Annotated in this window: 25 protein-coding genes and 2 riboswitches; of the genes, 3 read left to right on the forward strand and 22 right to left on the reverse strand. The window is 46.3% G+C overall.

Translation table 11 applies throughout. The features are described from left to right. Positions 1-43: 43 nt before the first annotated feature. Positions 44-616 (reverse strand): ECF transporter S component, encoded by a 573-nt coding sequence (locus tag BR62_RS0106095; RefSeq protein ID WP_015240114.1) that lies wholly within the window; start codon positions 614-616, stop codon positions 44-46. Positions 617-763: 147 nt separating this feature from the next. After that, positions 764-898: riboswitch (FMN riboswitch) on the reverse strand. Between the two features lie 206 nt (positions 899-1,104). Here BR62_RS0106095 and serA point away from each other — a divergent pair. Further along, on the forward strand, positions 1,105-2,682 hold the full coding sequence (gene serA / locus BR62_RS0106100) for a phosphoglycerate dehydrogenase (RefSeq protein ID WP_007409437.1): 1,578 nt from the start codon (positions 1,105-1,107) through the stop codon (positions 2,680-2,682). A 46-nt stretch (positions 2,683-2,728) separates the two neighbouring features. Here the strand turns inward: serA and BR62_RS0106105 are convergent, their stop codons facing one another. The 14 genes from BR62_RS0106105 to BR62_RS0106170 form a co-directional block, all read right to left on the reverse strand. Next, positions 2,729-3,793, reverse strand: coding sequence for a hypothetical protein (locus tag BR62_RS0106105; protein WP_015240115.1), 1,065 nt, complete (start codon positions 3,791-3,793; stop codon positions 2,729-2,731). Beyond that, entirely contained in the window at positions 3,768-4,352 is a 585-nt protein-coding gene (gene sigX, locus BR62_RS0106110; protein WP_003153399.1) for an RNA polymerase sigma factor SigX, read from the reverse strand. The genes BR62_RS0106105 and sigX overlap by 26 nt, the downstream gene beginning before the upstream one ends. A 190-nt stretch (positions 4,353-4,542) precedes the next feature. Beyond that, on the reverse strand, positions 4,543-6,324 hold the full coding sequence (locus BR62_RS0106115; protein WP_032870105.1) for an ATP-binding protein: 1,782 nt from the start codon (positions 6,322-6,324) through the stop codon (positions 4,543-4,545). Continuing rightward, positions 6,321-7,043, reverse strand: a complete 723-nt coding sequence (gene resD, locus BR62_RS0106120; RefSeq protein WP_003153397.1) for a DNA-binding response regulator ResD — start codon at positions 7,041-7,043, stop codon at positions 6,321-6,323. Before resD ends, BR62_RS0106115 begins: the two co-directional genes overlap by 4 nt. A gap of 81 nt (positions 7,044-7,124) precedes the next feature. Then, a complete protein-coding gene (ccsB, locus tag BR62_RS0106125) occupies positions 7,125-8,300 on the reverse strand; it encodes a c-type cytochrome biogenesis protein CcsB (protein ID WP_015240117.1) in 1,176 nt (391 codons plus the stop codon). A gap of 18 nt (positions 8,301-8,318) precedes the next feature. Further along, a complete protein-coding gene (resB, locus tag BR62_RS0106130) occupies positions 8,319-9,947 on the reverse strand; it encodes a cytochrome c biogenesis protein ResB (protein ID WP_032870107.1) in 1,629 nt (542 codons plus the stop codon). Further along, complete coding sequence (gene resA / locus BR62_RS0106135) at positions 9,944-10,483, reverse strand: thiol-disulfide oxidoreductase ResA (RefSeq protein ID WP_003153391.1); 540 nt, start codon at positions 10,481-10,483, stop codon at positions 9,944-9,946. The genes resB and resA overlap by 4 nt, the downstream gene beginning before the upstream one ends. An 84-nt stretch (positions 10,484-10,567) precedes the next feature. Beyond that, complete coding sequence (rluB, locus tag BR62_RS0106140) at positions 10,568-11,302, reverse strand: 23S rRNA pseudouridine(2605) synthase RluB (protein WP_007612296.1); 735 nt, start codon at positions 11,300-11,302, stop codon at positions 10,568-10,570. 93 nt (positions 11,303-11,395) lie between these two features. Next, positions 11,396-11,932, reverse strand: coding sequence for a spore maturation protein SpmB (spmB, locus tag BR62_RS0106145; protein ID WP_003153387.1), 537 nt, complete (start codon positions 11,930-11,932; stop codon positions 11,396-11,398). Between the two features lie 4 nt (positions 11,933-11,936). Further along, a complete protein-coding gene (locus tag BR62_RS0106150; RefSeq protein WP_003153385.1) occupies positions 11,937-12,527 on the reverse strand; it encodes a nucleoside recognition domain-containing protein in 591 nt (196 codons plus the stop codon). Next, positions 12,515-13,666, reverse strand: a complete 1,152-nt coding sequence (locus BR62_RS0106155; protein ID WP_012117887.1) for a D-alanyl-D-alanine carboxypeptidase family protein — start codon at positions 13,664-13,666, stop codon at positions 12,515-12,517. The genes BR62_RS0106150 and BR62_RS0106155 overlap by 13 nt, the downstream gene beginning before the upstream one ends. A 112-nt stretch (positions 13,667-13,778) precedes the next feature. Continuing rightward, complete coding sequence (locus tag BR62_RS0106160; RefSeq protein WP_015240120.1) at positions 13,779-14,264, reverse strand: DUF3907 family protein; 486 nt, start codon at positions 14,262-14,264, stop codon at positions 13,779-13,781. 89 nt (positions 14,265-14,353) lie between these two features. Beyond that, a complete protein-coding gene (gene scpB / locus BR62_RS0106165; RefSeq protein ID WP_007409428.1) occupies positions 14,354-14,947 on the reverse strand; it encodes an SMC-Scp complex subunit ScpB in 594 nt (197 codons plus the stop codon). Beyond that, entirely contained in the window at positions 14,937-15,692 is a 756-nt protein-coding gene (locus BR62_RS0106170) for a segregation/condensation protein A (RefSeq protein ID WP_007409427.1), read from the reverse strand. The genes scpB and BR62_RS0106170 overlap by 11 nt, the downstream gene beginning before the upstream one ends. 207 nt (positions 15,693-15,899) lie before the next feature. On the opposite strand from BR62_RS0106170, the gene BR62_RS19080 reads away from it, so the two are divergent. Together BR62_RS19080 and BR62_RS0106175 are read left to right on the forward strand one after the other, a co-directional pair. Continuing rightward, the gene (locus BR62_RS19080; protein ID WP_003153376.1) at positions 15,900-15,989 is read left to right on the forward strand and encodes a YjcZ family sporulation protein; all 90 of its coding nucleotides are present in this window, start codon (positions 15,900-15,902) and stop codon (positions 15,987-15,989) included. Positions 15,990-16,076: 87 nt separating this feature from the next. Further along, the gene (locus tag BR62_RS0106175) at positions 16,077-16,598 is read left to right on the forward strand and encodes a DUF309 domain-containing protein (protein WP_007612304.1); all 522 of its coding nucleotides are present in this window, start codon (positions 16,077-16,079) and stop codon (positions 16,596-16,598) included. A 65-nt stretch (positions 16,599-16,663) separates the two neighbouring features. Here BR62_RS0106175 and ribT read toward each other — a convergent pair whose 3' ends face one another. From ribT to lepB, 7 genes are all read right to left on the reverse strand, one after another. Further along, positions 16,664-17,038 (reverse strand): GNAT family N-acetyltransferase RibT, encoded by a 375-nt coding sequence (gene ribT, locus BR62_RS0106180; RefSeq protein WP_015240122.1) that lies wholly within the window; start codon positions 17,036-17,038, stop codon positions 16,664-16,666. Positions 17,039-17,154: 116 nt separating this feature from the next. Beyond that, entirely contained in the window at positions 17,155-17,619 is a 465-nt protein-coding gene (ribH, locus tag BR62_RS0106185) for a 6,7-dimethyl-8-ribityllumazine synthase (RefSeq protein ID WP_015240123.1), read from the reverse strand. Between the two features lie 32 nt (positions 17,620-17,651). Beyond that, on the reverse strand, positions 17,652-18,848 hold the full coding sequence (locus BR62_RS0106190) for a bifunctional 3,4-dihydroxy-2-butanone-4-phosphate synthase/GTP cyclohydrolase II (protein ID WP_015240124.1): 1,197 nt from the start codon (positions 18,846-18,848) through the stop codon (positions 17,652-17,654). A 14-nt stretch (positions 18,849-18,862) separates the two neighbouring features. Beyond that, positions 18,863-19,510, reverse strand: a complete 648-nt coding sequence (gene ribE / locus BR62_RS0106195; RefSeq protein WP_007409425.1) for a riboflavin synthase — start codon at positions 19,508-19,510, stop codon at positions 18,863-18,865. Beyond that, on the reverse strand, positions 19,491-20,606 hold the full coding sequence (ribD, locus tag BR62_RS0106200) for a bifunctional diaminohydroxyphosphoribosylaminopyrimidine deaminase/5-amino-6-(5-phosphoribosylamino)uracil reductase RibD (RefSeq protein ID WP_015240125.1): 1,116 nt from the start codon (positions 20,604-20,606) through the stop codon (positions 19,491-19,493). The genes ribE and ribD overlap by 20 nt, the downstream gene beginning before the upstream one ends. 131 nt (positions 20,607-20,737) lie before the next feature. Beyond that, positions 20,738-20,884: riboswitch (FMN riboswitch) on the reverse strand. Positions 20,885-21,003: 119 nt separating this feature from the next. Then, positions 21,004-21,348, reverse strand: a complete 345-nt coding sequence (locus tag BR62_RS0106205; RefSeq protein WP_007409423.1) for a hypothetical protein — start codon at positions 21,346-21,348, stop codon at positions 21,004-21,006. Between the two features lie 247 nt (positions 21,349-21,595). Beyond that, positions 21,596-22,171 (reverse strand): signal peptidase I, encoded by a 576-nt coding sequence (gene lepB, locus BR62_RS0106210; protein WP_032861567.1) that lies wholly within the window; start codon positions 22,169-22,171, stop codon positions 21,596-21,598. Positions 22,172-22,238: the final 67 nt, after the last annotated feature.

Below are 22,238 nucleotides of genomic sequence, written 5' to 3' on the forward strand. Positions count from 1 at the left end.
AAGCGCCCGGTCTGTGTTTTACAGAGCGGGCGCTTTGAAGTGGTTATTGTGTCTGGATGCTGCGTTTTTGTTCAATCCAAGGTTTCAGCTTCGTAAAGATGAACGTAAAGACGATGGTGATGATAACGCCTTTTACAATGTTAAACGGCAGGATTCCTGCGACAACCGCCGTTTTTAACTGGCTGTTTGACAGTGCCGGTGAATGTAAAAACCAAGTATACGCGGGCAGGATAAGAATATAGTTCAAAATACTCATCAATACAGTCATCGCTGCGGTTCCGGCCAGCAGGCTCACTGCAAGTCCTTTAGCAGATTTGAGCTTTTTAAACATAAACGCCGTCGGCAGAATAAACAGCGTTCCTGCGATAAAATTGGCTGCCTGCCCGACAGGCACGCCGGCCATGCTTCCTTGAATGATATACTGCAGAATATTTTTAATCGCTTCAACCGCAATCCCCGCCGCAGGCCCGTAAACCAAAATGGCGATAATTGCAGGAACGTCACTGAAATCAATTTTCAAGTAATCCGGCAGCCCCGGAAACGGGAAATTTAACAGCATAAGCACAAAAGCAATACTGCTAAGCATACTGATGACAACTAATTTTTTTACTTTCACAATGCTCTCTCCTTTTCGATCAAATCTCTCGAAAAGAGGAAAGGTTCTTTTGCGCCCCAATAAAAAAACCGCTTTTGTTAAAAAGCGGGAGCTTACTAAGGCTTGGCAAAGAAACGTTTGATATAAGCATCAAAACGTCTGCTGAACCTCCATCTTCTCCCATCCAGACTATACTGTCGGCTCCGGAATCTCACCGGATCCTGCCGCCGAAGCAGCTCGCGGGCTTAGAGCATGATGCTCATCACCGCCGGTAGGGAATTTCACCCTGCCCCGAAGATTGATCTTATGAATTTATTCACATTATATATGATCAAATTGCAATTGTATAGAGAACTGCTCAAATTTAAATAAAATATTGGGGAAGCCCAATTTAAGCTGATTCAGCGGTTTCCTTTTCTCCTTTACTGCGTCAATACACATTGACACTCTATTGAGAATATGATAAATTATCAGATATTTAGTCAGCTAAACTAGGAGGAAATCTAACAATGTTTCGAGTTTTGGTCTCAGATAAGATGAGCAATGACGGCTTAAAGCCGCTGATGGAATCAGACTTTATAGAAATTGTTCAAAAAAACGTCGCGGATGCAGAAGATGAATTACATACCTTTGATGCCCTGTTAGTCCGCAGTGCCACGAAAGTAACCGAAGAATTGTTTAAAAAAATGACCTCTTTAAAAATCGTCGGCAGAGCCGGTGTCGGCGTAGACAACATCGACATTGATGAGGCCACAAAACATGGGGTTATCGTGATAAACGCGCCGAATGGAAACACCATTTCAACGGCAGAGCATACATTCGCGATGATTTCTTCATTAATGAGACACATTCCGCAAGCCAATATCTCAGTAAAATCAAGAGAATGGAACCGGACGGCTTTTGTCGGGGCGGAGCTCTACGGAAAGACTTTAGGCATTGTCGGTCTGGGCCGGATCGGAAGCGAGATTGCCCAGCGCGCCAGAGCGTTCGGTATGACGGTTCATGTATTCGATCCTTTCTTAACCGAAGAGAGAGCCGGTAAAATCGGCGTAAACAGCCGGACATTCGAAGAAGTGCTTGAAAGCGCGGATATCATTACCGTCCACACGCCTTTAACAAAGGAAACAAAAGGACTGCTTAACAGAGAAACCATTGCTAAAACGAAAAAAGGCGTCCGTCTTATCAACTGCGCAAGAGGCGGCATTATTGATGAAGCGGCGCTTTTGGAAGCGCTGGAAAGCGGCCATGTCGCAGGCGCTGCCCTTGACGTGTTTGAAGTGGAACCGCCAGTTGAATCAAAGCTTCCCGACCATCCGCTGGTGATCGCCACACCTCACTTAGGCGCTTCAACGAAAGAAGCACAGCTGAATGTCGCTGCACAGGTTTCTGAAGAAGTGCTGCAGTTTGCAAAAGGTCTGCCTGTCATGTCAGCGATCAACCTGCCTGCGATGACGAAAGATGAATTCAAAAAAATCCAGCCTTATCACCAAATTGCCGATAAAATCGGAAGTCTCGTGTCACAATGTATGAAGGAACCCGTCAAAGATGTTGCGATTCAATATGAAGGCACCATCGCCAAACTTGAAACATCATTTATTACAAAAAGCCTGCTGTCCGGTTTCTTAAAACCGCGTGTAGACTCAACGGTCAATGAAGTGAACGCCGGCGGTGTAGCAAAAGAACGCGGAATCAGCTTCAGCGAGAAGATTTCCTCCAATGAATCAGGATATGATAACTGCATCAGCGTAAAAGTAACCGGAGACCGGAGCACATTTACGTTAACGGCTACGTATATCCCTCACTTCGGTGAACGAATCGTTGAGCTGAACGGCTTTAATATTGACTTAAATCCTGCCGGCCACCTCGTTTATATCCAGCACCAGGATACGACTGGTGTAATCGGACGCGTCGGACGCATCCTCGGCGATAACGATATCAATATCGCTACCATGCAGGTAGGCCGTAAAGAAAAAGGCGGAGAAGCCATTATGATGCTTTCTTTTGATAAACATTTAGATGATAAAGTCGTCAATGAGCTGACTTCAATTCAGGATATTGTTTCCGTTAAACTGATTGACCTTCCGTAACCAACAAAAAACCCAAAACATTCATATGTTTTGGGTTTTATTAGGTTTAATGGCTTGGAAGCGGATTAGGCGCGGCAGGCACAGCGATAGGTTTTGTCACATCATAATTACCGATTTTCTTTGTATGCGCATGTGTGAACAGCACCTCAGAATAACCGAATTCCTTCGCAGTTAACAGAAGTCCTTCGATCATTAAAATCCCTTCCAGCGAATCTTCAACCTTATGTTTTTCGGACAATTGAATCCGCAGCTGCTCGCCGTCTTCCCTTTCCGATACCGATGCAATCGCATCTGCTTCTATAATGCTCGCAGTCTGTGAGCCTCCGTCTGTTGTCTTCATCCCGTCAATAGCCTGATATACTGAATAATAGGTTTGTTCAGACGGGACGAGATACTCTTGTCCCAGACTGTCGCTGTAAGAAAAATACGCCCGGTTTGTCTGTTTATGTACGGACATCTCAGCGGAAATGCCGTAAGATTTATAAAAATCCTGTCCGGCTCCGTTTTGAACCTTTTTCAATTTAATCCGCTCGTAAGGACTCCATGTCAAAGTCTCTTTCAGCATCTTTTTCAATAAGTCAGCATCGGCAACTGATTCGATAGAAAGCCGTCCGTTTACCTGCACAAGCAAATCCTTCTTATCCGCCGTTACCTGCACACCTTCCAAAAGGTTCGGCACAGACAGGAAGGATTCGGGCACTTCTAGGTCTTCCGCTTCGGATAAAGCCTCTGATACAGATTCATCCGGCTTCTTTTTTTCAAAACTGACCGGTATGACGGCGGATGTTTCTGAATCGGCAAATGCCAAAGTAATGTAATTGTTTTTGTTTTGGTTTGAGACGACGAACGTCTTCTGATCCGGCGGCTTGACAGAAGCTGACTGACTGGCTTTTTCAGTCTGGCGGCTGTCAGCGGTAAGATCACCGGAAGATTTGTTTGTCATCAGGTGAGGAGATATAATCAGAGCGATGCACAATGCGCAGACGCCGGCTGCGGCGGGGCCGATCCAGCTTCGGGCCGGTTTTTTCCTGTACGGTTTACCCGTTTCAATATTCCGGTAAATGGCCTCGGGTGAACGATGATCTCTAACCGCCGGAAGTTGTCTTAACAACTCCTCTACTCTTTCTTCGTTCCAATATGACTTCATCATCCATTAGCTCCTCCCTCAAAAGCTCCATCTGTTTCCGAAGTATTTTGAGCCCTCTGTGTTGGGTCGTTTTGACTTTGCTTTCCGAGAAGCGGAGAGCGGCGGCTGTTTCCTGAATGGAATATCCCTGAATAAATCTCAAGATAATAACAGCTCTTTGATCAATGGTGCAATGATCAAGCGCGGTATAAATTTCCCGGACGTTTTCATGCTGTACGGCGAGTTCGTCCGGAAGCAAATGCTGATCTCTGACATCTTGTGTATCCCAATCAAACGTACCCATAATACGCTGTCTGATCGTCTGCTGCTTGCGGAACCAGTCAATCGCCACATGGCGTGCGATGGACAACAGCCATGTTTTTTCACTGCTTCTTCCTTCAAATGTATGATAGGAATTCAAGACGCGGATATACACTTCCTGCGTCAAATCTTCAGCCTGCGACTTATCTTTTACCATATAAAATAAAAATTGATATAAATCTTGATGGTATGCATCATATAATATCTGAAAGGTTTCTTCCATGGGAAACCCCTCCGTTCACTTTTTTGTCGTAAAAATGCGTTGAAAAGTTACATTACAACTATATTACGAGAAACTGGAATTTGGAAGGGAATTTATATTAACATATTCTTAAATTTTTAAAGGAGAAACAAATAAAAAACACCCGCAGAACATGCGGGTGTTTCGTATGGAACAAGATTGTTCGTCAATTTCAGACGTCATCCTGCGCTTTTGTCGGAATATAAAATGTAAACGTCGTCCCTTTGTCGATGCTGCTGTGAACCGCAATTGAGCCGCCGTGGGCTTCCACGATATTTTTTACGATGGCGAGTCCGAGTCCGGTTCCCGCCCTGCCTCTTGTTCTTGCTTTGTCCGCTTTATAAAAACGTTCAAAAATAAAAGGCAGATCCTCTTCCGGTATTCCCGAGCCGGAATCTTTAATATCGATTTTCAGTCCGTCTTTTACGGTCTGAGCCGCGATATGAACGCTTCCGCCTGACTCCGTATGGCGCAGCGCATTATCTATAAGGTTGGTAAACACTTGTTCCATTTTGTCTTCGTCAAAGACACACTCCGGCTGAGACACCGAGATGTCCTCTGTGAGCGAAACGCCTTTTTCCTTCGCTACCCCGGAAAATTTGCGGGAGATCTTCTCCAGAAATTCATGCAGGTTTACCGTTTCATAGTGCAGGCCCGTATGTCCGGATTCCATTCTGGCCAAATCCAGCAAATCATTGACGAGCCGGCCCATGCGAAGAGATTCATCATAAATGATCTGCGCGATTTCTTTTTTCTCCTCTTCGGTGCTTGCAATGTCGTCCACTATTGCTTCGCTGTATCCCTGCAGCATAGAAATCGGGGTTCTGAGCTCATGACTGACATTGGCAATGAAGTCTTCACGCAATTTATCCAGCCTGCGCTCTTCGGTCATATCACGGAGCACGGCCACGGCGCCGCGGACGTGTGATTCCGCATAAAGAGGCGACATCAATAAAACCCATGACCTTCCTTGAAGCGTCATTTCAATCATTTGCTCTTTTTCCGTGTTCACTGCATTTTGAAATAGCTCTTTTGCTTCAGGGGGAAGGTTGTCTCCTTCTTTAATGTTCATGTTCTGCTCATAATACCATGCCTGCAGAAAACGTTCGGCCGGCGGGTTGGTCACCAAAATGGTGCCGTCGATATTAATGGTGATGACCCCGTCTGCCATACTGCTTAAAATATTGGACAGCTGTTCTTTTTCCTGATTCAGCGCGTTAATATGAAAATTGAGCTGCCGTCCCATCTGATTAAAGGCAATGGCCAGTTCCCCGATTTCATCTTGGGTCAGAATCGGAATTTTTGTATCAAACTTTCCTTTCGCCAAGTCTTGGGCGCCTTCCCGCATTTTTCGAAGGGGATATGTCACCCTGCTGGATAAAAAGAACGCGAAAAACGTTGTCAAGACGATGGCAATGCCCGCCGCAAGAAAAATATACCGTGTCGTATGTTTCGTCGTATCTTTGACGGCAAGCAGCGATTGGGATAAAAAAACCATGCCTTTTTTGCCGTCTTTTTCATACGGCACTCCGACGATCAGCCGTTCGTTATCCGAACCGGCATGGTTGGGGACCGCGCGTTTGCTTACTTTTTTGCGGTCTGTCAGCGCCTTGTGCAGATCCCGGTCATGTTTGATCTGCTCTAATGTAATAGAGGATAAATGATTATCGTCATTGGGCGAATACCAGACATGCTTATCATCCTGAATGATCGCGATGCTCGTTAAATTGTCCGCCAGTTCCCACGTGATGGATCTGGCAAGCGGCTGGTCTTCATGATTTTCTATTATGACCGCAATTTTATCGGCAAGCTGCGTTAAATCTTTTTCCGCTTCTTCAACGTGGTAATTTTCGATAAATTCCAGAAGCAGCACCGTTAAAATAAATAAAACAATTAACACGAGTGAAAGAATGGTAAACCAAAGCTTTCCTACTACGCTTTTCCAAAACTTCATTCAGCGCCTACCTCAAATTTGTATCCGACTCCCCATACGGTGACGATTTTTTTCGCCGCTCCCGGGGACACTTTATTTAATTTTTCACGGAGCCGTTTGACATGGGTGTCCACCGTTCTGAGGTCTCCGAAAAATTCATACTGCCACACTTCTTTTAAAAGCTTTTCCCTGTCGTACACTTTGTCCGGTGTTTTCGCCAGGAAGTACAGCAGTTCATATTCCTTCGGCGTCAGGCTCACCTCTGTGCCGTCCGCAGTCACCCTGTGAGCATCGTGATCAATGGATAGATGCGAAAAGACGAGCACATTTTTTGTCGGGGTATTGGCTGTCAGATAAGATGTTTGGGAAGCCCTTCTTAAAAGCGCCTTTACCCGAAGCACCACTTCTCTCGGGCTGAAAGGCTTGACGATATAATCGTCCGTACCCGCTTCAAACCCCTGGACGCGGTTGGCTTCTTCCCCTTTTGCCGTCAGCATGATAATCGGCGTCGCTTTTTTTTCTCTGAGCTGCCGGCATACTTCGATTCCGTCCGTTCCCGGCATCATTAAATCCAAGAGCACCAGATCATAATCTGATGCCAGCCCCATTTTAATGGCCTCGTCGCCGTTTTCCGCTTCTTCAATCACATAGTTTTCCCGTTCAAGGTACATTCTTAAAAGGCGTCGAATTCTGGCTTCATCATCTACTACTAATATTTTAGTTTCATTTGTTTGATCCATCGTTTTCCCCCTGCTTTCCTTCTGTTACTTTCATTTTAACAAACTGTGCGGCAGCTTGAGAACTGTATCGGCTTTTTGCATCTATGCGTACGAATGAAGTCCGGCAAGCACGAGATTCACAAAAATCAAGTTAAACATAATAATGGCGAAGCCGATGACGGCAAGCCACGCGGACTTTTCGCCATGCCAGCCTCTTGACAGCCGCAAGTGCAAATACGCTGCGTAAAATAAAAAGGTGATCAGCGCCCATACTTCCTTCGGGTCCCAGCCCCAAAAACGCGTCCATGCAAGCTGCGCCCAAATCATCGCAAACACAAGCGCGCCGAGTGTAAATACCGGAAAACCGATGGAAACAGCGCGGTAGCCGACTTCATCGACCAAGTCCAGATTCACATTTTTGACGAGCGGGCTGATAAGAGCGCTGATTCTCTTTCTGAATATCAGCCTGAGCGCACCGTATAAAACGAGACCTGCGCCAAACGACCAGATCACCGTATTGACCTTTCTGCCTGAAAAAATGGCCGGAAGCTCAATAAGCGGCTTCATTGCGCCTTCCGTAAGCAATTCTCCCTCATGCGGGCCGACAAGCGCAGGCATATCATATATCATGACGCTTTTGGCTTCTTTTTTATCCACCCAATTAAATTCAGCTTTGTAGTCCGCCAGCCGGAATGCCGACGTGACGGCGATAAATGCCACGGTCGTCACGAGTATAAACATGATGACTTCAAGCCAGAACGTTTTTTTGCCCGGTCTTGATTGGTCGACATGCTTTAACAGGAAAATGACGCCGGCTACAAAACTGATCGCAAGAATCGCCTGCCCGAGCGCCGCCGTCGTGACGTGAATGTACAGCCAATTGCTCTGCAGTGACGGAATAAGCGGCGTGATGTCTGTCGGAAACATGCTTGCATATGCGATAAGCAAAAGCGCGATAGACAATGTGAACATGCCTAATGAAGGCAGTCTGTAAATAAAGTAAATAATAATAAAAGCGAGAACAAGCATCATGCCGAATGACGTCGTAAATTCAAACATATTGCTGACAGGCGCATGTCCGCTTGCCGACCATCTCGCAATGAAGTAGGCGAGATGACAAAGAAATCCGAATATGGTTAACGTGATTCCGATAGCCGACCAGCGGCCGTTACCGTCCTTAGCACCTTTTGTTCCCCGGATGGCGCCGCCGAAAACCGGGACGGCAATTAAATAAATCAAAAAGGCAGCATAAAGAAAATTTGCGCTCAGCTCCGCCATGACACCACTCCTTTTTCACTAGGCCTGATTTTTGGCCAATTCTTTTTGATCGGCCGGCTCTTGAATCCCGGTCCCGCTAAGAACAAATTCGATATCCTTTTTCAGACCGAACCAGTTTTTGTTCGTATGTCCCGCCACAAGCACTTCATGATCACCTGTTTTGATCCAGATCCTTCTGTGCTGCCAGTACATTCCTTGAATGACGCCGATCATAAAGATCGCGCCGCCGACGGCAAGCACCCATAAGGTTAAGTCTTTTCTGACGGTGAGTCCTGTAATGTTTTTCGTTTCCACATGGTCGAATTTTAATTTGTACTTGTTACTTTCGGAACCTTCAACAGTCTGCTGAATCGCAACAAAACTTTTCTCCCCTTTCGGCTTGTCAGGAGCCGTGATTTTAAAGACAAAAGCCGGATTGTTAGGAACCTTCGTTTTTGTGCTCGGTTCTCCGTCCTTGTTAAAATAAAAATCAGGAAGATAACTGGCGATCTGCACTTTGTAACCGTTACCAAGATCATAGTCCGTGTCGGGATCAAGAAGATTGATCTTCAGTTTGCCGAATGACTGTTTTGTTTTTTGGTCGATCAGCTGAAATACCATCTGATCGAGCTGGTTTTCTTTATAGTCCACCTGATACACAGAATAGGAGTCAAAGCGCAGCGGTTCATTGACGCGGATATTGTTTTCTTTGACTCTTTTAAGCTTCGGCTTTTCACCGAATACAATGTCGCCTTCCCTCTTGTACAAAACCGCGTCCGTTGTGAAGGATTTGGCGACTTTGCCGTTTCCAGCTCTGTCAATGGCGTCGGCGAATACTTTTTTCTCAGTGTCTTTGTTATATGTCTGCATCGTGAACCGGTTGTTTTTTAAGTAATATTTGCCGTCAGTACCGGGGATCTGGGCGGTTTCGCCTTCACGGACCCAGAGCGTTTCATCGACATACATACCGGGTACAAATCTCAGCATGGCTCCGATCAGAAAAATGATCAGGCCGATATGATTGACGTAGGGCCCCCACCTTGAAAAACGGCCTTTTTCCGCCAGAATGCTTCCCTCTTGTTCTCGCACTCTATAATGCTTTTTTTTCAATCGTGTTCTGAGGCTATCAGCCGCATCCCCGCTCAGCTCGGTTTCTGTCCGGCTGTATAGACGCTGCCTCTTCAAAAAGACCGGATTCCGCCGAACTCCTTGATTTTTCAGCGCCCTGTACAAAGGAATCACCCGATCCAGGCTGCAGATGACCAGTGATATGCCAATGGATGCGATCAGGAGCATATACCACCATGAGCCGTACAGGTGATGAAATCCCAGCAGATAATACATTTGGCCGATTATGCCGTACTGCTGTTCATAATATGTATCCGGCTGGGCGCCCGGCGGCAGATAAGCTTCCTGCGGAAAAACCGTGCCGAAAGCAGACGCCGCCAGAGTAATGACGATCAGCCATATTCCGACTTTTACGGAAGAAAAGAAGTTCCATACCTTATCTACGATTGTTTTGTTATATGTTTGCGAACGCCTTGCGCTGCCGTCGTACCGCATATCGGCAAGCGGCGATTTTTGATCATCAAGCGGCTTCCCGCACGACTCGCACAAAACCGTCCCGGCTGGATTCACGTGCCCGCATTCACATTTGACCTTTTTCATGAAGACGCCTCCGGCTTAATTAAATTCATATAGTCATGAACCATGCGTTCTGTCATCGTGCCGGTCACCACTTTCACGACTTTTCCGTCGGGATTGATCAAAAATGTCGTCGGAATAGGTGATACGCCGTACGCGTCCAGCACTTGCCGGTCAGTATCGAGCGCAACCGGGAAATTGACGCCGTATGTTTTCATAAAATTATGTACTGCAATTTTTGATTCGCCGACATTTACCGCAACCACCTCGACACCGAGGTCTTTAAAATGCTTGTATTGATTCTCCATATAGGGAAATTCCTGCTTACACGGCTCACACCACGTTCCCCAGAAATTCAGAAAAACACCTTTTCCTTTTAACTGACTCAGTTCTATGAGTCTGCCCTCTGTATCTTTCAGCGCGAAATTCGGGGCTTTGGACCCCTCAGATATACGCTCACCGTTTGTGTATACGGCATTATAGATGGTATATCCGAGCGCGCAGAGTAAGATGAGAAGGATGCCGGTCCGAATGAATAAACGCCGCCGTTTTTTGTTCATTGTACACTGCTCCCCTCCCCTGCCTGCAAATCCATTCAATTATATCATCAACACGTTTTGTAATTTTTGAAGGTTATGTGAAAATTAGAAAGCGTTTTTACCGTGTTCAGCTAAAGCCCGCAGCCTTTTCACCTCATGCGGCGACAATTCTCTTGCGTCTCCTGTGCGCAGGCCTCTTAAATCTAAAAATGCGTATTCTTCACGTTTTAGTTTCAGCACGTCATGACCGATCGCCTCGAACATGCGGCGGACCTGTCTGTTCCGGCCTTCATGAATCGTCAGCTGAATGATGCTCGTCTGCTTTCTTTTGTCCAGGGAAAGCATTTTCGCTCTGGCCGGCGCCGTCTTGCCTTCTTCAAGCTGAATGCCGCGCTCAAGCTTTCTCAGAAGTTCCTTGGAAGGAATCCCCTTCACTTTGGCGACGTACGTCTTATCAATTTCGTATTTCGGATGCATGAGTTTGTTGGCAAACTCGCCGTCATTTGTCAGCAATAAAAGTCCGCTCGTATCATAATCAAGCCTGCCGATCGGATAAATGCGCTGCGGCACTTCTTTGAAAAAGTCGGTCACCACTTTCCGCCCTTTGTCGTCATCAGCTGCTGAGATCACTCCTCTCGGTTTATAAAGCAGAAAGTACACGGGTTCTTCCCGCTCCACCTTTAATCCGTTTACTTCAATCTGATCAGAACCGGTCACTTTTACGCCGAGCTCTGTTATTACTTTTCCATTCACCTTTACTTTTCCTTCTTTTATCAGCTCTTCTGCCTTTCTGCGTGATGCCACGCCGGCATGAGCAATAACTTTTTGCAGTCTTTCCATGTCGTTCACCTCAAGTATAATCTTACTTTTTTCCCCTTGAACAAACAAGCTTTTTCAAGGAGAGTTATTCTGATATATAAAAAGCGCCTGATTTCAGGCGCTTCCAAATAATAACGTAACTATGATGATTGATGCAACCACCCCGATCAAATCAGCAAGAAGACCAACCTTTAAAGCATCCCCCATTTTTTTGATGCCGACCGCCCCGAAATACACCGTCAGGACATACAGCGTCGTGTCAGTCGATCCCTGCATGACCGAGGCCAGCCTGCCGATAAATGAATCAGGCCCGTACACGGCGATCAGATCTGTCGTCATGCCGAGCGCCGCCGTCCCCGAAATCGGGCGGATCAGAGCAAGCGGCACGACTTCTGCGGGAATGCCGAGCGCTGTAAAGAAAGGCTTGCACAGCCCCATGACAAAATCCAGCGCGCCCGAGGCCCGGAATACGGTAATCGCCACCAGCATCCCGACCAAATACGGAATGATGGAAAACGCAATCTCAATTCCTTCTTTTCCGCCTTCAACGAATGATTCATACGTCGGCACTTTTTTGATCGTGCCGTATATCAATATACCGGCGATAATAATCGGAATCATGGCTAAAGACAGCCAATTCACCATTTCCATTCGCTTACCTCCCTTTTCTTTTGCGGCGGTACCAGAAGTAGCGGTCAATGAAAATCGCGCCGATTCCCGAAATTAAAGTCGCTAAGATGGTCGGCCCGACGATATCGGTCGGTGATTTCGCCGAGTAAGCCATGCGCACGGCAATGACGGTTGTCGGTATCAATGTAATACTCGAAGTATTTACCGCCAAAAAGGTAATCATGGAACGGCTGGCCTCAGACTTACCTCCATTCAGCTTTTTCATCTGCTCCATGGCTTTAATGCCGAGCGGTGTCGCCGCATTTCCCAGTCCGAAAAAGTTTGCCATGAGATTTGATAAAATGTATCCCATCGCCGGATGATCAGGGGGAATATCGGGAAACAGCTTAGAAATAAACGGGCGGCACATTCTGCTGAATATATCCAAAAGGCCGGACTGCTCGGCTATTTTCATCAGGCCGAGCCAGAACACGAGAACGCTCATTAATCCGAACGAGATCGTAACCGCTTCTTTCGCTCCTTTAAAAACGGCTTCATTCACATCCTGCAAGGTACCGTTAAACATCGCAAAGACAAGTCCGATTACCGTCAGACATACCCAGATTAAATTGACCATGACGAACCGCCCGCCGCGCTCATAAACAGGCTCGTAAACGTCTCAATGAAATGCTTTTTCGGTTTTTTATGGCGCTCATTTTCATAATAGACGGGGATCTTGGCGATCACTTTCCCATCATGCATAACAGTCATCCGGCCGACGACATCAGGAATGAGAGAGGCGTCCTTTTTCCAGGCTTTTTTCGGTTTTATTAAGGTTGTGCGGATTTTTACATCGTCGATTTCATCCTCTTTTAACAAATATTTGACATCCCGGGCAATAAAAGCGCGCTTTCCGTAAAACGTCTTTTTCAGCTTCGGGATGCCGCCTTTTTTAGCGACGACATAGGTTTTATAGTGCTCAAAGACATAATTAAACATATTCATATGATCATCCCAATCATCCGGATCATTTATGGTGACCGCGATGAGATCCGTTCCGTCTTTTGAGGCCGTCGAGACGAGCGTCCGTTTCGCGATTTTTGTGTAACCTGTTTTTCCGCCTGTGCTGTAACGGTAGAGCCCGGTCAGAAGCTTGTTTTTATTTTTCCATACCCGGTCCATCGTTTCCGCCTTATACACTTTTGTGCCTGAAACGGTCCGGTATTCTTTGATTTTCATCGCGTATTTAGTCAAAAGCGCCATGTCATACGCCGTTGAATATAAATTTTCATGGTCGTCCAGCCCGTGCGGATTTTGAAATTTTGTATTTTCCATCCCGATTTGCTCGGCTTTTTTGTTCATCATAAATACAAAACCGTCAAGGCTTCCGCCGACATATTCCGCTATTGCCGCAGCGGCGTCATTTCCTGACCTTAACATAAGCCCGTATACGAGATCTTTCAGCTTTACTTTTTGTCCCGGCTGAAGATAAATGGCTGAGCCTTCCGTTTTTACGGCATTCGGGGAAACCGTCACGGTCTCTTCCATCTTCCCTGATTCAATCGCCAGCACCGCCGTCATGATTTTCGTAATGCTTGCAATCCGCCGCTTATGATGTTCATCCTTGGCGAATAACACCCTGCCAGATGCTCCGTCGATTATAATCGCGCTTTTTGCGCTGACATGTATTTGGGCATGTGCCGTATTGCCGTCTGTAATGGAAAAAAGAATAACAAAAGTCAAAAGAAATACGGCAGCTTTTTTGAGAAAGCGCATGAATGCTCACGTCCTTGTTGTGGGTTTGTACAAGTTTATGCGCATGTCCATGACTTATGAATACCAATTGCATCACTTTCACATAAAAAAACTCTCCCAAAAGGAAGAGTTTTTATCTGACTGATGCCATATTTGAGCCTGATGCTTCATATTGCGCCAATTCTTCCCGCATGCGCAGAAATTCACTGCTGAGCGAAAGCAGAAGGCTCCGCAGCGAGTCCGGCACTTGCTGGTAGAATTCAATCGCGCTTTGGCCTGTATAAGCGGCGCGGCTGTTTTCGTACCATGTATCCTTTTTCGGCATGAAAAACTCTTCCACGCACTGATGATATACTTTATACAGCGTTTTTTCCGCTCTCGCCTCATGAAACGGCTCCTGCATTAAAAGCCGCCTGCAGGCTTCCTGGGCGCCTTCGCAAAAGACGGTCATCCTCCTCAGCACACTGAGCACGTCGCGGCAGTATGCCTCATCCGCCTCTCCTTGAGCCCGCATCTCCGGCAAAGTTGTATGATTTAAATAGCTGCTGACCATCGTGACAACCTCGGCTAAAAATTCACCAGTTTCTTCAGTATGGGCCCTCACAATCGAATTTCCCATTTCCGTCCGTTTCCTTCCTCTCTTGTACGTCGTCATTTGCGTCATTCATCAATGGCCTTTCCCTACTATCGTATGATGAAAAACGATTATTATTTAATATCCTCAAAAGTTTGGTTGAAGTTTTCAAAGAATAAATCGGCTTCCTCCTGGAGAACGTCTTCCTCCGCATTTTCAGGAAGCGGCGGGAGCTCCTCCAATGTTTTTAAGCCGAATTGTTCAAGAAATACCGGTGTCGTGCCGTATAAAATCGCCCGGCCGGGACCGTCGGCGCGGCCCACCTCACACAGCAGCGCTTTTGACACGAGGCTGTGCAGAATCCGCTCAGACTTCACGCCCCGGATATCTTCAATTTCCGCCCGTGTGATCGGCTGCTTGTACGAAACGATCGCCAGCACTTCCAAAGAAGCCTGTGACAGCCCTTTTGACGGCACTTCGATTAGTTTTTTCAAATAAGGCACGAATTCTTTTTTCGTTCCAAGCATATACGTATCCGCATATTCGGTAAGCTCGATGCCTCTGTCGTCTTCCTTGTACTGAGCGGCCACTTCTTCCATGATTCCGGCCAGTTCCGCTTCTTCTATTTCAAGCACCGTCACCAATTGCTTTTTGGTCAGCCCTTCATCACCCGCCGCATACAGCAGGGCTTCCACAATCGCTTTCCAATTCACGATATCAAGCGCCATGAATGGATTCACTCCCCGTAATGTATATATCTGAAAAGTTTTCTTCCTGTTCAATGATAATCTGCTGATTTTTCATCAGTTCCAGGACTGCTAAAAACGTCACGACGAGATGGTCCTTTTGCCGAGAAGGAAAAAGCTCCGTGAAGTTTATTCTTCTCCCCGCCGTTTTTAAGCTTTTTACGATTTCGTTCATTCTGTCTTCAATCGGTATTTCCTGTCTTGTAATGGTCGTTTCTTTCGGCCGCGTGATTTTTTTACGCTGAAGCACCTTTTGAAACGCGCCGATCATGTCATAAACGGTCACCGACAGCTTCTGCTCCGTCTGTTTGATTTCTTTTGCATACTCACTTAAATCACTCGGCGGCTTTGTAAATGACTTTTGTCTTTCTTCTTCCCGCTCTTTTAAATCCTTCGCAGCGGTTTTATACTTTCTATACTCAATCAGCTTTTCAATCAGTTCGTCCCGAGGGTCTTCTTCTTCAAGCATTTCGTCTTCAAACAGCTCTTCCTCTTGTTTCGGAAGCAGCATTCTGCTTTTAATGCTGAGAAGCGTCGCCGCCATGACCAGATATTCACTGGCGACATCAAGTTCAAGCTCTTGCATTGTATGTACATATAATAAATATTGTTCAGTAATGGTTGCCACGGGTATGTCGTATATGTCGATTTCAAGACGGTTAATCAGATGAAGCAGCAGGTCCAATGGGCCTTCAAACGTATCAATTTTCACTTGATATTCTACCATTATCTCACCATTTTCAATATCACTCTCATTGCCGGAAAAACTGGCTACCCTTTAGTATAATCCACCGAAATGCTCTCGTCCAATACTTTTATACACGTCCTCCGTTATTTAGAAAATACTGAAAAAGAAGATATACGCCTATACCTTTAAAGGCGGATGCACATATGATAGCCGTGTAAACTTGAAACAAAGGGAGGCTGATTTCACATGAGCGGAGCTTGTTTCGGCGGAGGTTTTGCATTAATTGTCGTTCTGTTTATTTTGCTCGTTGTCGTAGGAGCATCTTACATCTGCTAGTTCCTCAGGCTTCAGGCACCAAGCCGCTCTTTTTTCCTTTTCATAGCGCTGTGGTACACTGGTTTTAGCATAAAAGGAGGAAGCGGCTTGTATCCTAAAGCTTATATCGGCTTTTTGGCCGAATTTCACGCATCAAGAGATTATTTTGAGTGTCATGAACTGTTAGAGGAATATTGGAAAGAAAGCCCGGCTGAAAAGCGGAGCATTCATTGGGTCGGCCTGATTCAGCTTGCCGTCGCTCTGTATCACCAGCGCAGGGGAAATGAAGCTGGGGCGAAACGGCTGATTGCCAACAGCTTACGTATTCTCCGGTCTGAAAAGCAGGCGGTCTGTTCTCTCGGTCTCAGCCATCCGAAGCTGATTGAGCTGATAGAAACGCTGGCAGACGATATAGAAGCGGGCCTGCCTTATAAAAGTGTTATGCTGCCGATTACAGATGAAGCCCTGAAAGAAGCATGTCTTGCCGAATGCCGCCGAAAGGGCTATACATGGGGGCAAGACGGCGTATCAGATACCTTTCTTATTCATAAACACCGCCTGCGGGACAGGACGGATGTCATTAAGGAACGCGAACGGGAAATTGAGAGAAGAAAAAAAAGCAGAGGCTGACGGTCAGCCCTGCTTTTTCTATATCAAAACAGCTCCCGAAACCGTGAAGATTCCGGGAGCATTTGTCAGTTATTATATGAGATATCCTGATCTTTTTGATGTTGACAGCGTTCAAAAAAGCTTTGCGTTAATTCATTCGGAACGAGTGCCTCCGTTTTGAACAGACGTTTTAAGGCGTCCATCATTTGCTTTCCGATTCCTTGATGGCGGTAAGAAGGATTCACGCTGATATGCCGGATTTCAACTTCTGAGTCCTTTTTTTCGACTCCGATCGCTCCGACGATATCTTCATCCTCTTTCCAAAGAAAGAGCTGGCGGCCAGTATCCGTTTCATAGTCCTTTATTGTCTGCTGAAGCTGCTTGAGATCTTTTTCATTCGGCATAAATGACAGAAGACCCATCGCAATCTTTTCAAACGATTTTTTATAACGAATTAACATAAAAACCCCTCTATATCCAAAATGTCCATTCATGTCCTATCAAACGGATACATAAAGGCGATCCGTTTCCTCACATTATATCATTTTCGCCGCTGTTTTAAACGCTTTTCAACAAATTATTCAAATGAACGGTTTAAGTTTGCCATTTCAATGGCAGATACCGCGCAATCCGCTCCCTTATTTCCGGCTTTTGTTCCGGCTCGTTCGATGGCCTGCTCAATGGTTTCAGTCGTCACGATGCCGAAGATAACCGGGACGCCCGTCGCCGTTCCCGCCTGGGCAATGCCTTTTGCCGCTTCATTGCAGACATAGTCATAATGCGTTGTCGCTCCTCTGATAACCGTGCCGAGCGTAATGACGGCATCGTATTTTTTCGTTTCCGCCATTTTCTTTGCCGCAAACGGGATTTCAAACGCTCCCGGCACCCAAGCGATGTCAATGTCGTTTGATTCTACACCGTGGCGAAGCAACGTGTCTTCCGCTCCGCTTAACAGCTTGCTCGTTATAAATTCATTAAATCTGCCGACGACGATTCCGATTTTAAGTCCTGTTCCTACTAGGTTTCCTTGTATGATATTCATATGTTATCCATCCTTTTTTGTGAGATTTGTTTTTAGAAATGAAGCAGATGTCCAAGTTTTTTCATTTTGGTCTGTAAATATTGCTTGTTATGCTCACTCGCTTCCATTTGAAGCGGCACCCGTTCTGAAATGCTGAGACCGTATCCTTCGAGGCCGGCGATCTTCCGGGGGTTATTGGTTAAAAGCTTCATATGCTGAACCCCTAAGTCGCGGAGAATCTGGGCGCCGATGCCGTAGTTGCGCAGATCAGGCAGAAAGCCGAGCGCTTCGTTCGCTTCAACCGTGTCGTACCCTTGTTCCTGCAATCGGTACGCCTTCAGCTTATTGATTAAACCGATTCCTCTGCCTTCCTGGCGCAAATACAATAGAACGCCGCGGCCTTCTTCAGCAATTTGCGCAAGCGCGGCATGAAGCTGAGGTCCGCAATCACAGCGATGGGATGCAAACACATCGCCCGTCAGGCATTCTGAGTGCACTCTGACAAGAACGGGTTCGCTGTTAAACGGGACATCCCCCATGACAAAGGCGAGATGTTCTTTTCCGTCAACCTCGTTTGTATATCCGTAAACTCTAAACGTGCCGAAGTCAGTCGGCAGCGTAATATCAACTTCTCTGTTCACAAGTGTCGTAATGTTGTAACGGTACTCTATTAAGTCTTTTATCGTAATCATTTTCAGCTGGTGGCTTTCGGCGATTTCGGCTAACTCCGGCACTCTGGCCATTGTGCCGTCTTCATTCATAATTTCACAAATGACGCCCGCTCCCTGAGATCCGCAGGCTTTTGCAAGGTCAACGGCTGCTTCCGTATGGCCGGCCCGCTTCAGGACGCCTCCTTTTTTTGCGATTAAGGGGAAAATGTGGCCCGGACGCTGAAAATCGTCAGACACAGATTCTTCGTTCAACAGCGCCTGAATGGTAAAGGATCGTTCCTGCGCGCTGATGCCCGTTTTTGTCAGCCTGTGGTCAATACTGACCGTAAACGCGGTCTCATGTGAGTCCGTATTATGATCGACCATCGGGTGAAGATCCAGCCGGCCGGCGATGTCTTCAGACAGCGGCGTGCAGATCAGGCCTCTCCCATGGGTCGCCATAAAATTCACCACTTCCGGCGTGGCATGCTCAGCCAGCGCTACGAAGTCTCCTTCGTTTTCTCTGTCTTCATCATCGACAACAATGATGACTTCACCTTTTTTCAGCGCCTCTAACGCCTCTTCTATCGGATGAAACATATTGATCTTCCTTTCTAAAAGCCGTTCTCGCTTAAAAAGGCTTCCGTGATAGTTTGATTGCTTTTCGTTTGTTCTGTTTTGTGCAAAAAGCGGTATAAGTATTTGCCGATCATGTCACACTCAATATTTACGGTCGATCCGACTGTTTTCGTCTGAAAAATCGTTTCTGAGATGGTATGCGGAATGATGGATACCGTCACGCTTTCGTCTGATAAACCGAAAATCGTCAGGCTCACGCCGTCTACCGTAATTGAACCTTTCAATACGAGCGTTTTTGTCAATTCCGGCGAAAGTTTTAAGTCGTAATAGACCGCGTTGCTTTTTTTCTCGATCCGCGTAATTTCCGCCGTTCCGTCCACATGCCCTGATACAAAGTGGCCGCCGAACCGTCCGTTGGCGGACATCGCTCTTTCCAGGTTTACTTTACTGCCTTTTGACAAGCCGTTCAGCGAAGTGGCTTTCACTGTTTCCGGCATGACATCAACCGTAAATTGATTGTCAGAAAATCCGGTTACGGTCAGGCAGATGCCGTTTACCGCAATGCTGTCGCCAAGCTTCACATCACTTGTCACTTTTGAAGCGGCGATGGTTAATGCCATGGAAAGGCCTGTCTTTTTGATTGCTTGGATCGTGCCTGTTTCTTCAACGATTCCTGTAAACATCGTCACCATCCTTTCCATCTTTAGGTATGGCCGTCAGTTTTATATCCGGCCCGATTTGGGTGATTTGTGTGAATTGTAAATGGGGGACATCTTTCATTGATTGAAAACCTTCACCGGAGATCAAGCTGGGAGCAAGCGTTCCTCCGATTAATTTAGGGGCGAAATAGAAATGAAGCTCTTGGAAACAGCCTTCCTTGACAAAACTTCCGTGTACGGATGCTCCGCCTTCCACATAAACGGACATTATGCCGTTTTCAGCGAGAATACTGAGCACCTCAGGGACGTGAATGCGGTCTGTTTCCAACGGAATAACTTTTATTCCGAGTGCGGTCAGCCGGTCTTTCTTTTGCACGTCTGCACCTTTGGCCGTAAATATCCATGTCGGCGCAGCGCCGTCAGTGAGCACATTTGCCGTTTCAGGAATGGTCAGCTTTGTATCGAGAATCACTCTGACCGGCTGCTTCACCGCATCAGGAAGCCTGCAGGTCAGGCTCGGATTATCGGCTTTGACTGTGCCTGCTCCGACAAGAATGCTTTGATGCGATTTCCTGTATTGCTGGGCATCAAGCCTTGCTGCCTCTGATGTAATCCATTTGCTGTCACCGGTTTCAGTCGCTGTTTTCCCGTCAAGGCTCGCGGCCGCTTTCAAGGTGACATACGGAAGTCCGGTCCGCATGAAGTGAAGAAACATTTTATTCAGCTCTTCTGCCTGCTGCCTGAGAAGTCCGGTTTTCACTTCGATGCCCGCTGCTTCCAGCATTCCGATGCCTTTTCCGGCTACAAGCGGATTCGGATCTTTCACAGCGATGAACACCCTTTTTATCCCCGACTTTATTATCAGTTCGGCGCATGGCGGTGTTTTTCCGTAATGGCTGCAAGGCTCCAGCGTCACATACAAATCGGCGCCTTTTGCGTGTCTGCCGGCCATATGAATCGCGTGAACCTCGGCATGCGCTTCTCCGTATTGCAAATGGGCGCCCATTCCGACGATCTGTCCGTTTTTGACGACGACAGCGCCGACAAGAGGATTGGACTGTGTCTGTCCTTCACCGCGTCTGGCAAGTTCTATTGCCGTATTCATATAATATTCCTCCATCGTTATCCCTCCCTTCTTCCACGCAATTTGGCGTCAAAAAAGCCCCGAATGTTTACACAGTTCGGGGCTTTGCCAGTTTTAATCCATAGGAAATAAGACTATACAGTAAGTTTATTTTTTGCATAGCTTCTCTCATCCTTCTCCCATCCAGACTTTCACTGTCGGCTTCAGCTTTTCACTGAATCCACCGTATACAGATGCATACGGGTCACGGGCTGTAAAGCGCAAAACGCCTTATTACCGCCGGTCGGGATTTTCACCCAGCCCCGAAGGATACAATCAATATTTTTTTGTCCTTATCCGCTATTATAACATCCTTTGCGGCAGGCGCAATGAATTTGCACCTAATTATTCAGAAAAATAAAAAGCGCCCTTTTCCCATAAAAGGCGCCTTTATTTATTCGTTCACTTTGACGACCTTCAATAAGCCGTCAATCCGGTTTGATTTGCTGAAATACGCTTTAATCTTATCTCCCTTTTTCACATCGGAGAGATCCTGCTTCAGCTTGTCGCCGTTAAAAATAATTTTTGTGCCGTTTTCTGCCGTACCGTGGTACTCAGTTCCTTCGATTTTCGTAATTTTATATGTTTTGACTGTATATTCTTCTTTTTCCTGGGACAGGGTTTGTCCGATTGCAGTCGGCACGTCTTTCAGTTCAATATCGTTTATGACCATATAACCGCCCGCTAATAACAGCAGCAGTACAAGTAAAATGGCTGCTTTTGTTTTAATTCTTCCCATTTTTCTACCTCCAGCCCGTATCAATCTATTCATTACTATGTCATATTCCTTTTTTTCATGAATAGAAAACCGTTCTTCCCTGCGTGAGTTATTCATATAACGTTTCATAAAGGGAAGATGTTTCATGTATCTGTAAAACTTTCTATCTATTAAATAGATATACGAATTTATGTTCTGTTTTTGAGGGTGGAAAGATAAATTTATATAAAAAAGCAGTTTTCCTCATGAAGAAAACTGCCTGTACGGTTTATTTCGTCTTGCGAATTTCATTAAACGGGAAGAAGACGAATTTTGATGTGCCCGCTATTTGTTTTTTCGTAAAAAGACCGAGGCCGTTGCGGCTGTCCATAGATTCTCTGCGGTTATCACCCATGACGAAATATTTGTCGTCCGGCACCTTCACCGGGCCGAAGTCTTCTGTCAGCCGGTCATAGCCGTCTTGCTTCGCCTTGTGCTTATTTGCCGCTAAATACGGTTCGGACACTTTTTTGCCGTTGATGTACAGCTGGTCGTTTTTCATTTGCACCGTGTCGCCGGGAAGTCCGATAATCCGTTTGACATAGTGCTCGTTTTCTCCGTTCAGAACGACGATCTGGCCGCGTTTGAAGTCGCTTATGTATTTGACCGTCATATTGACAAAGATTCTCTCGCGGTCATGCAGCGTCGGATCCATTGATCTTCCATCAACGAGATAAGGGGCAAATAAAAAGTTTCGGATGAGCAGTGCCAGAACGACAGCGATGATAATGGCTTTCGCCCAATCAAGTACGGCGCTTTTTTTAGAAGTTTTTTCTTTTTCTGATTTCAAGTGATTTCCTCCCATTAGCCATGGTCGTTTTTATTTTACCATGAATCCCTGCACAGAGGGCAAATAAGCCCCGCACCTCATC

Source organism: Bacillus sp. UNC69MF (assembly GCF_000746035.1).
In the GTDB taxonomy this organism is placed as follows: Bacteria; Bacillota; Bacilli; order Bacillales; family Bacillaceae; genus Bacillus; species Bacillus velezensis.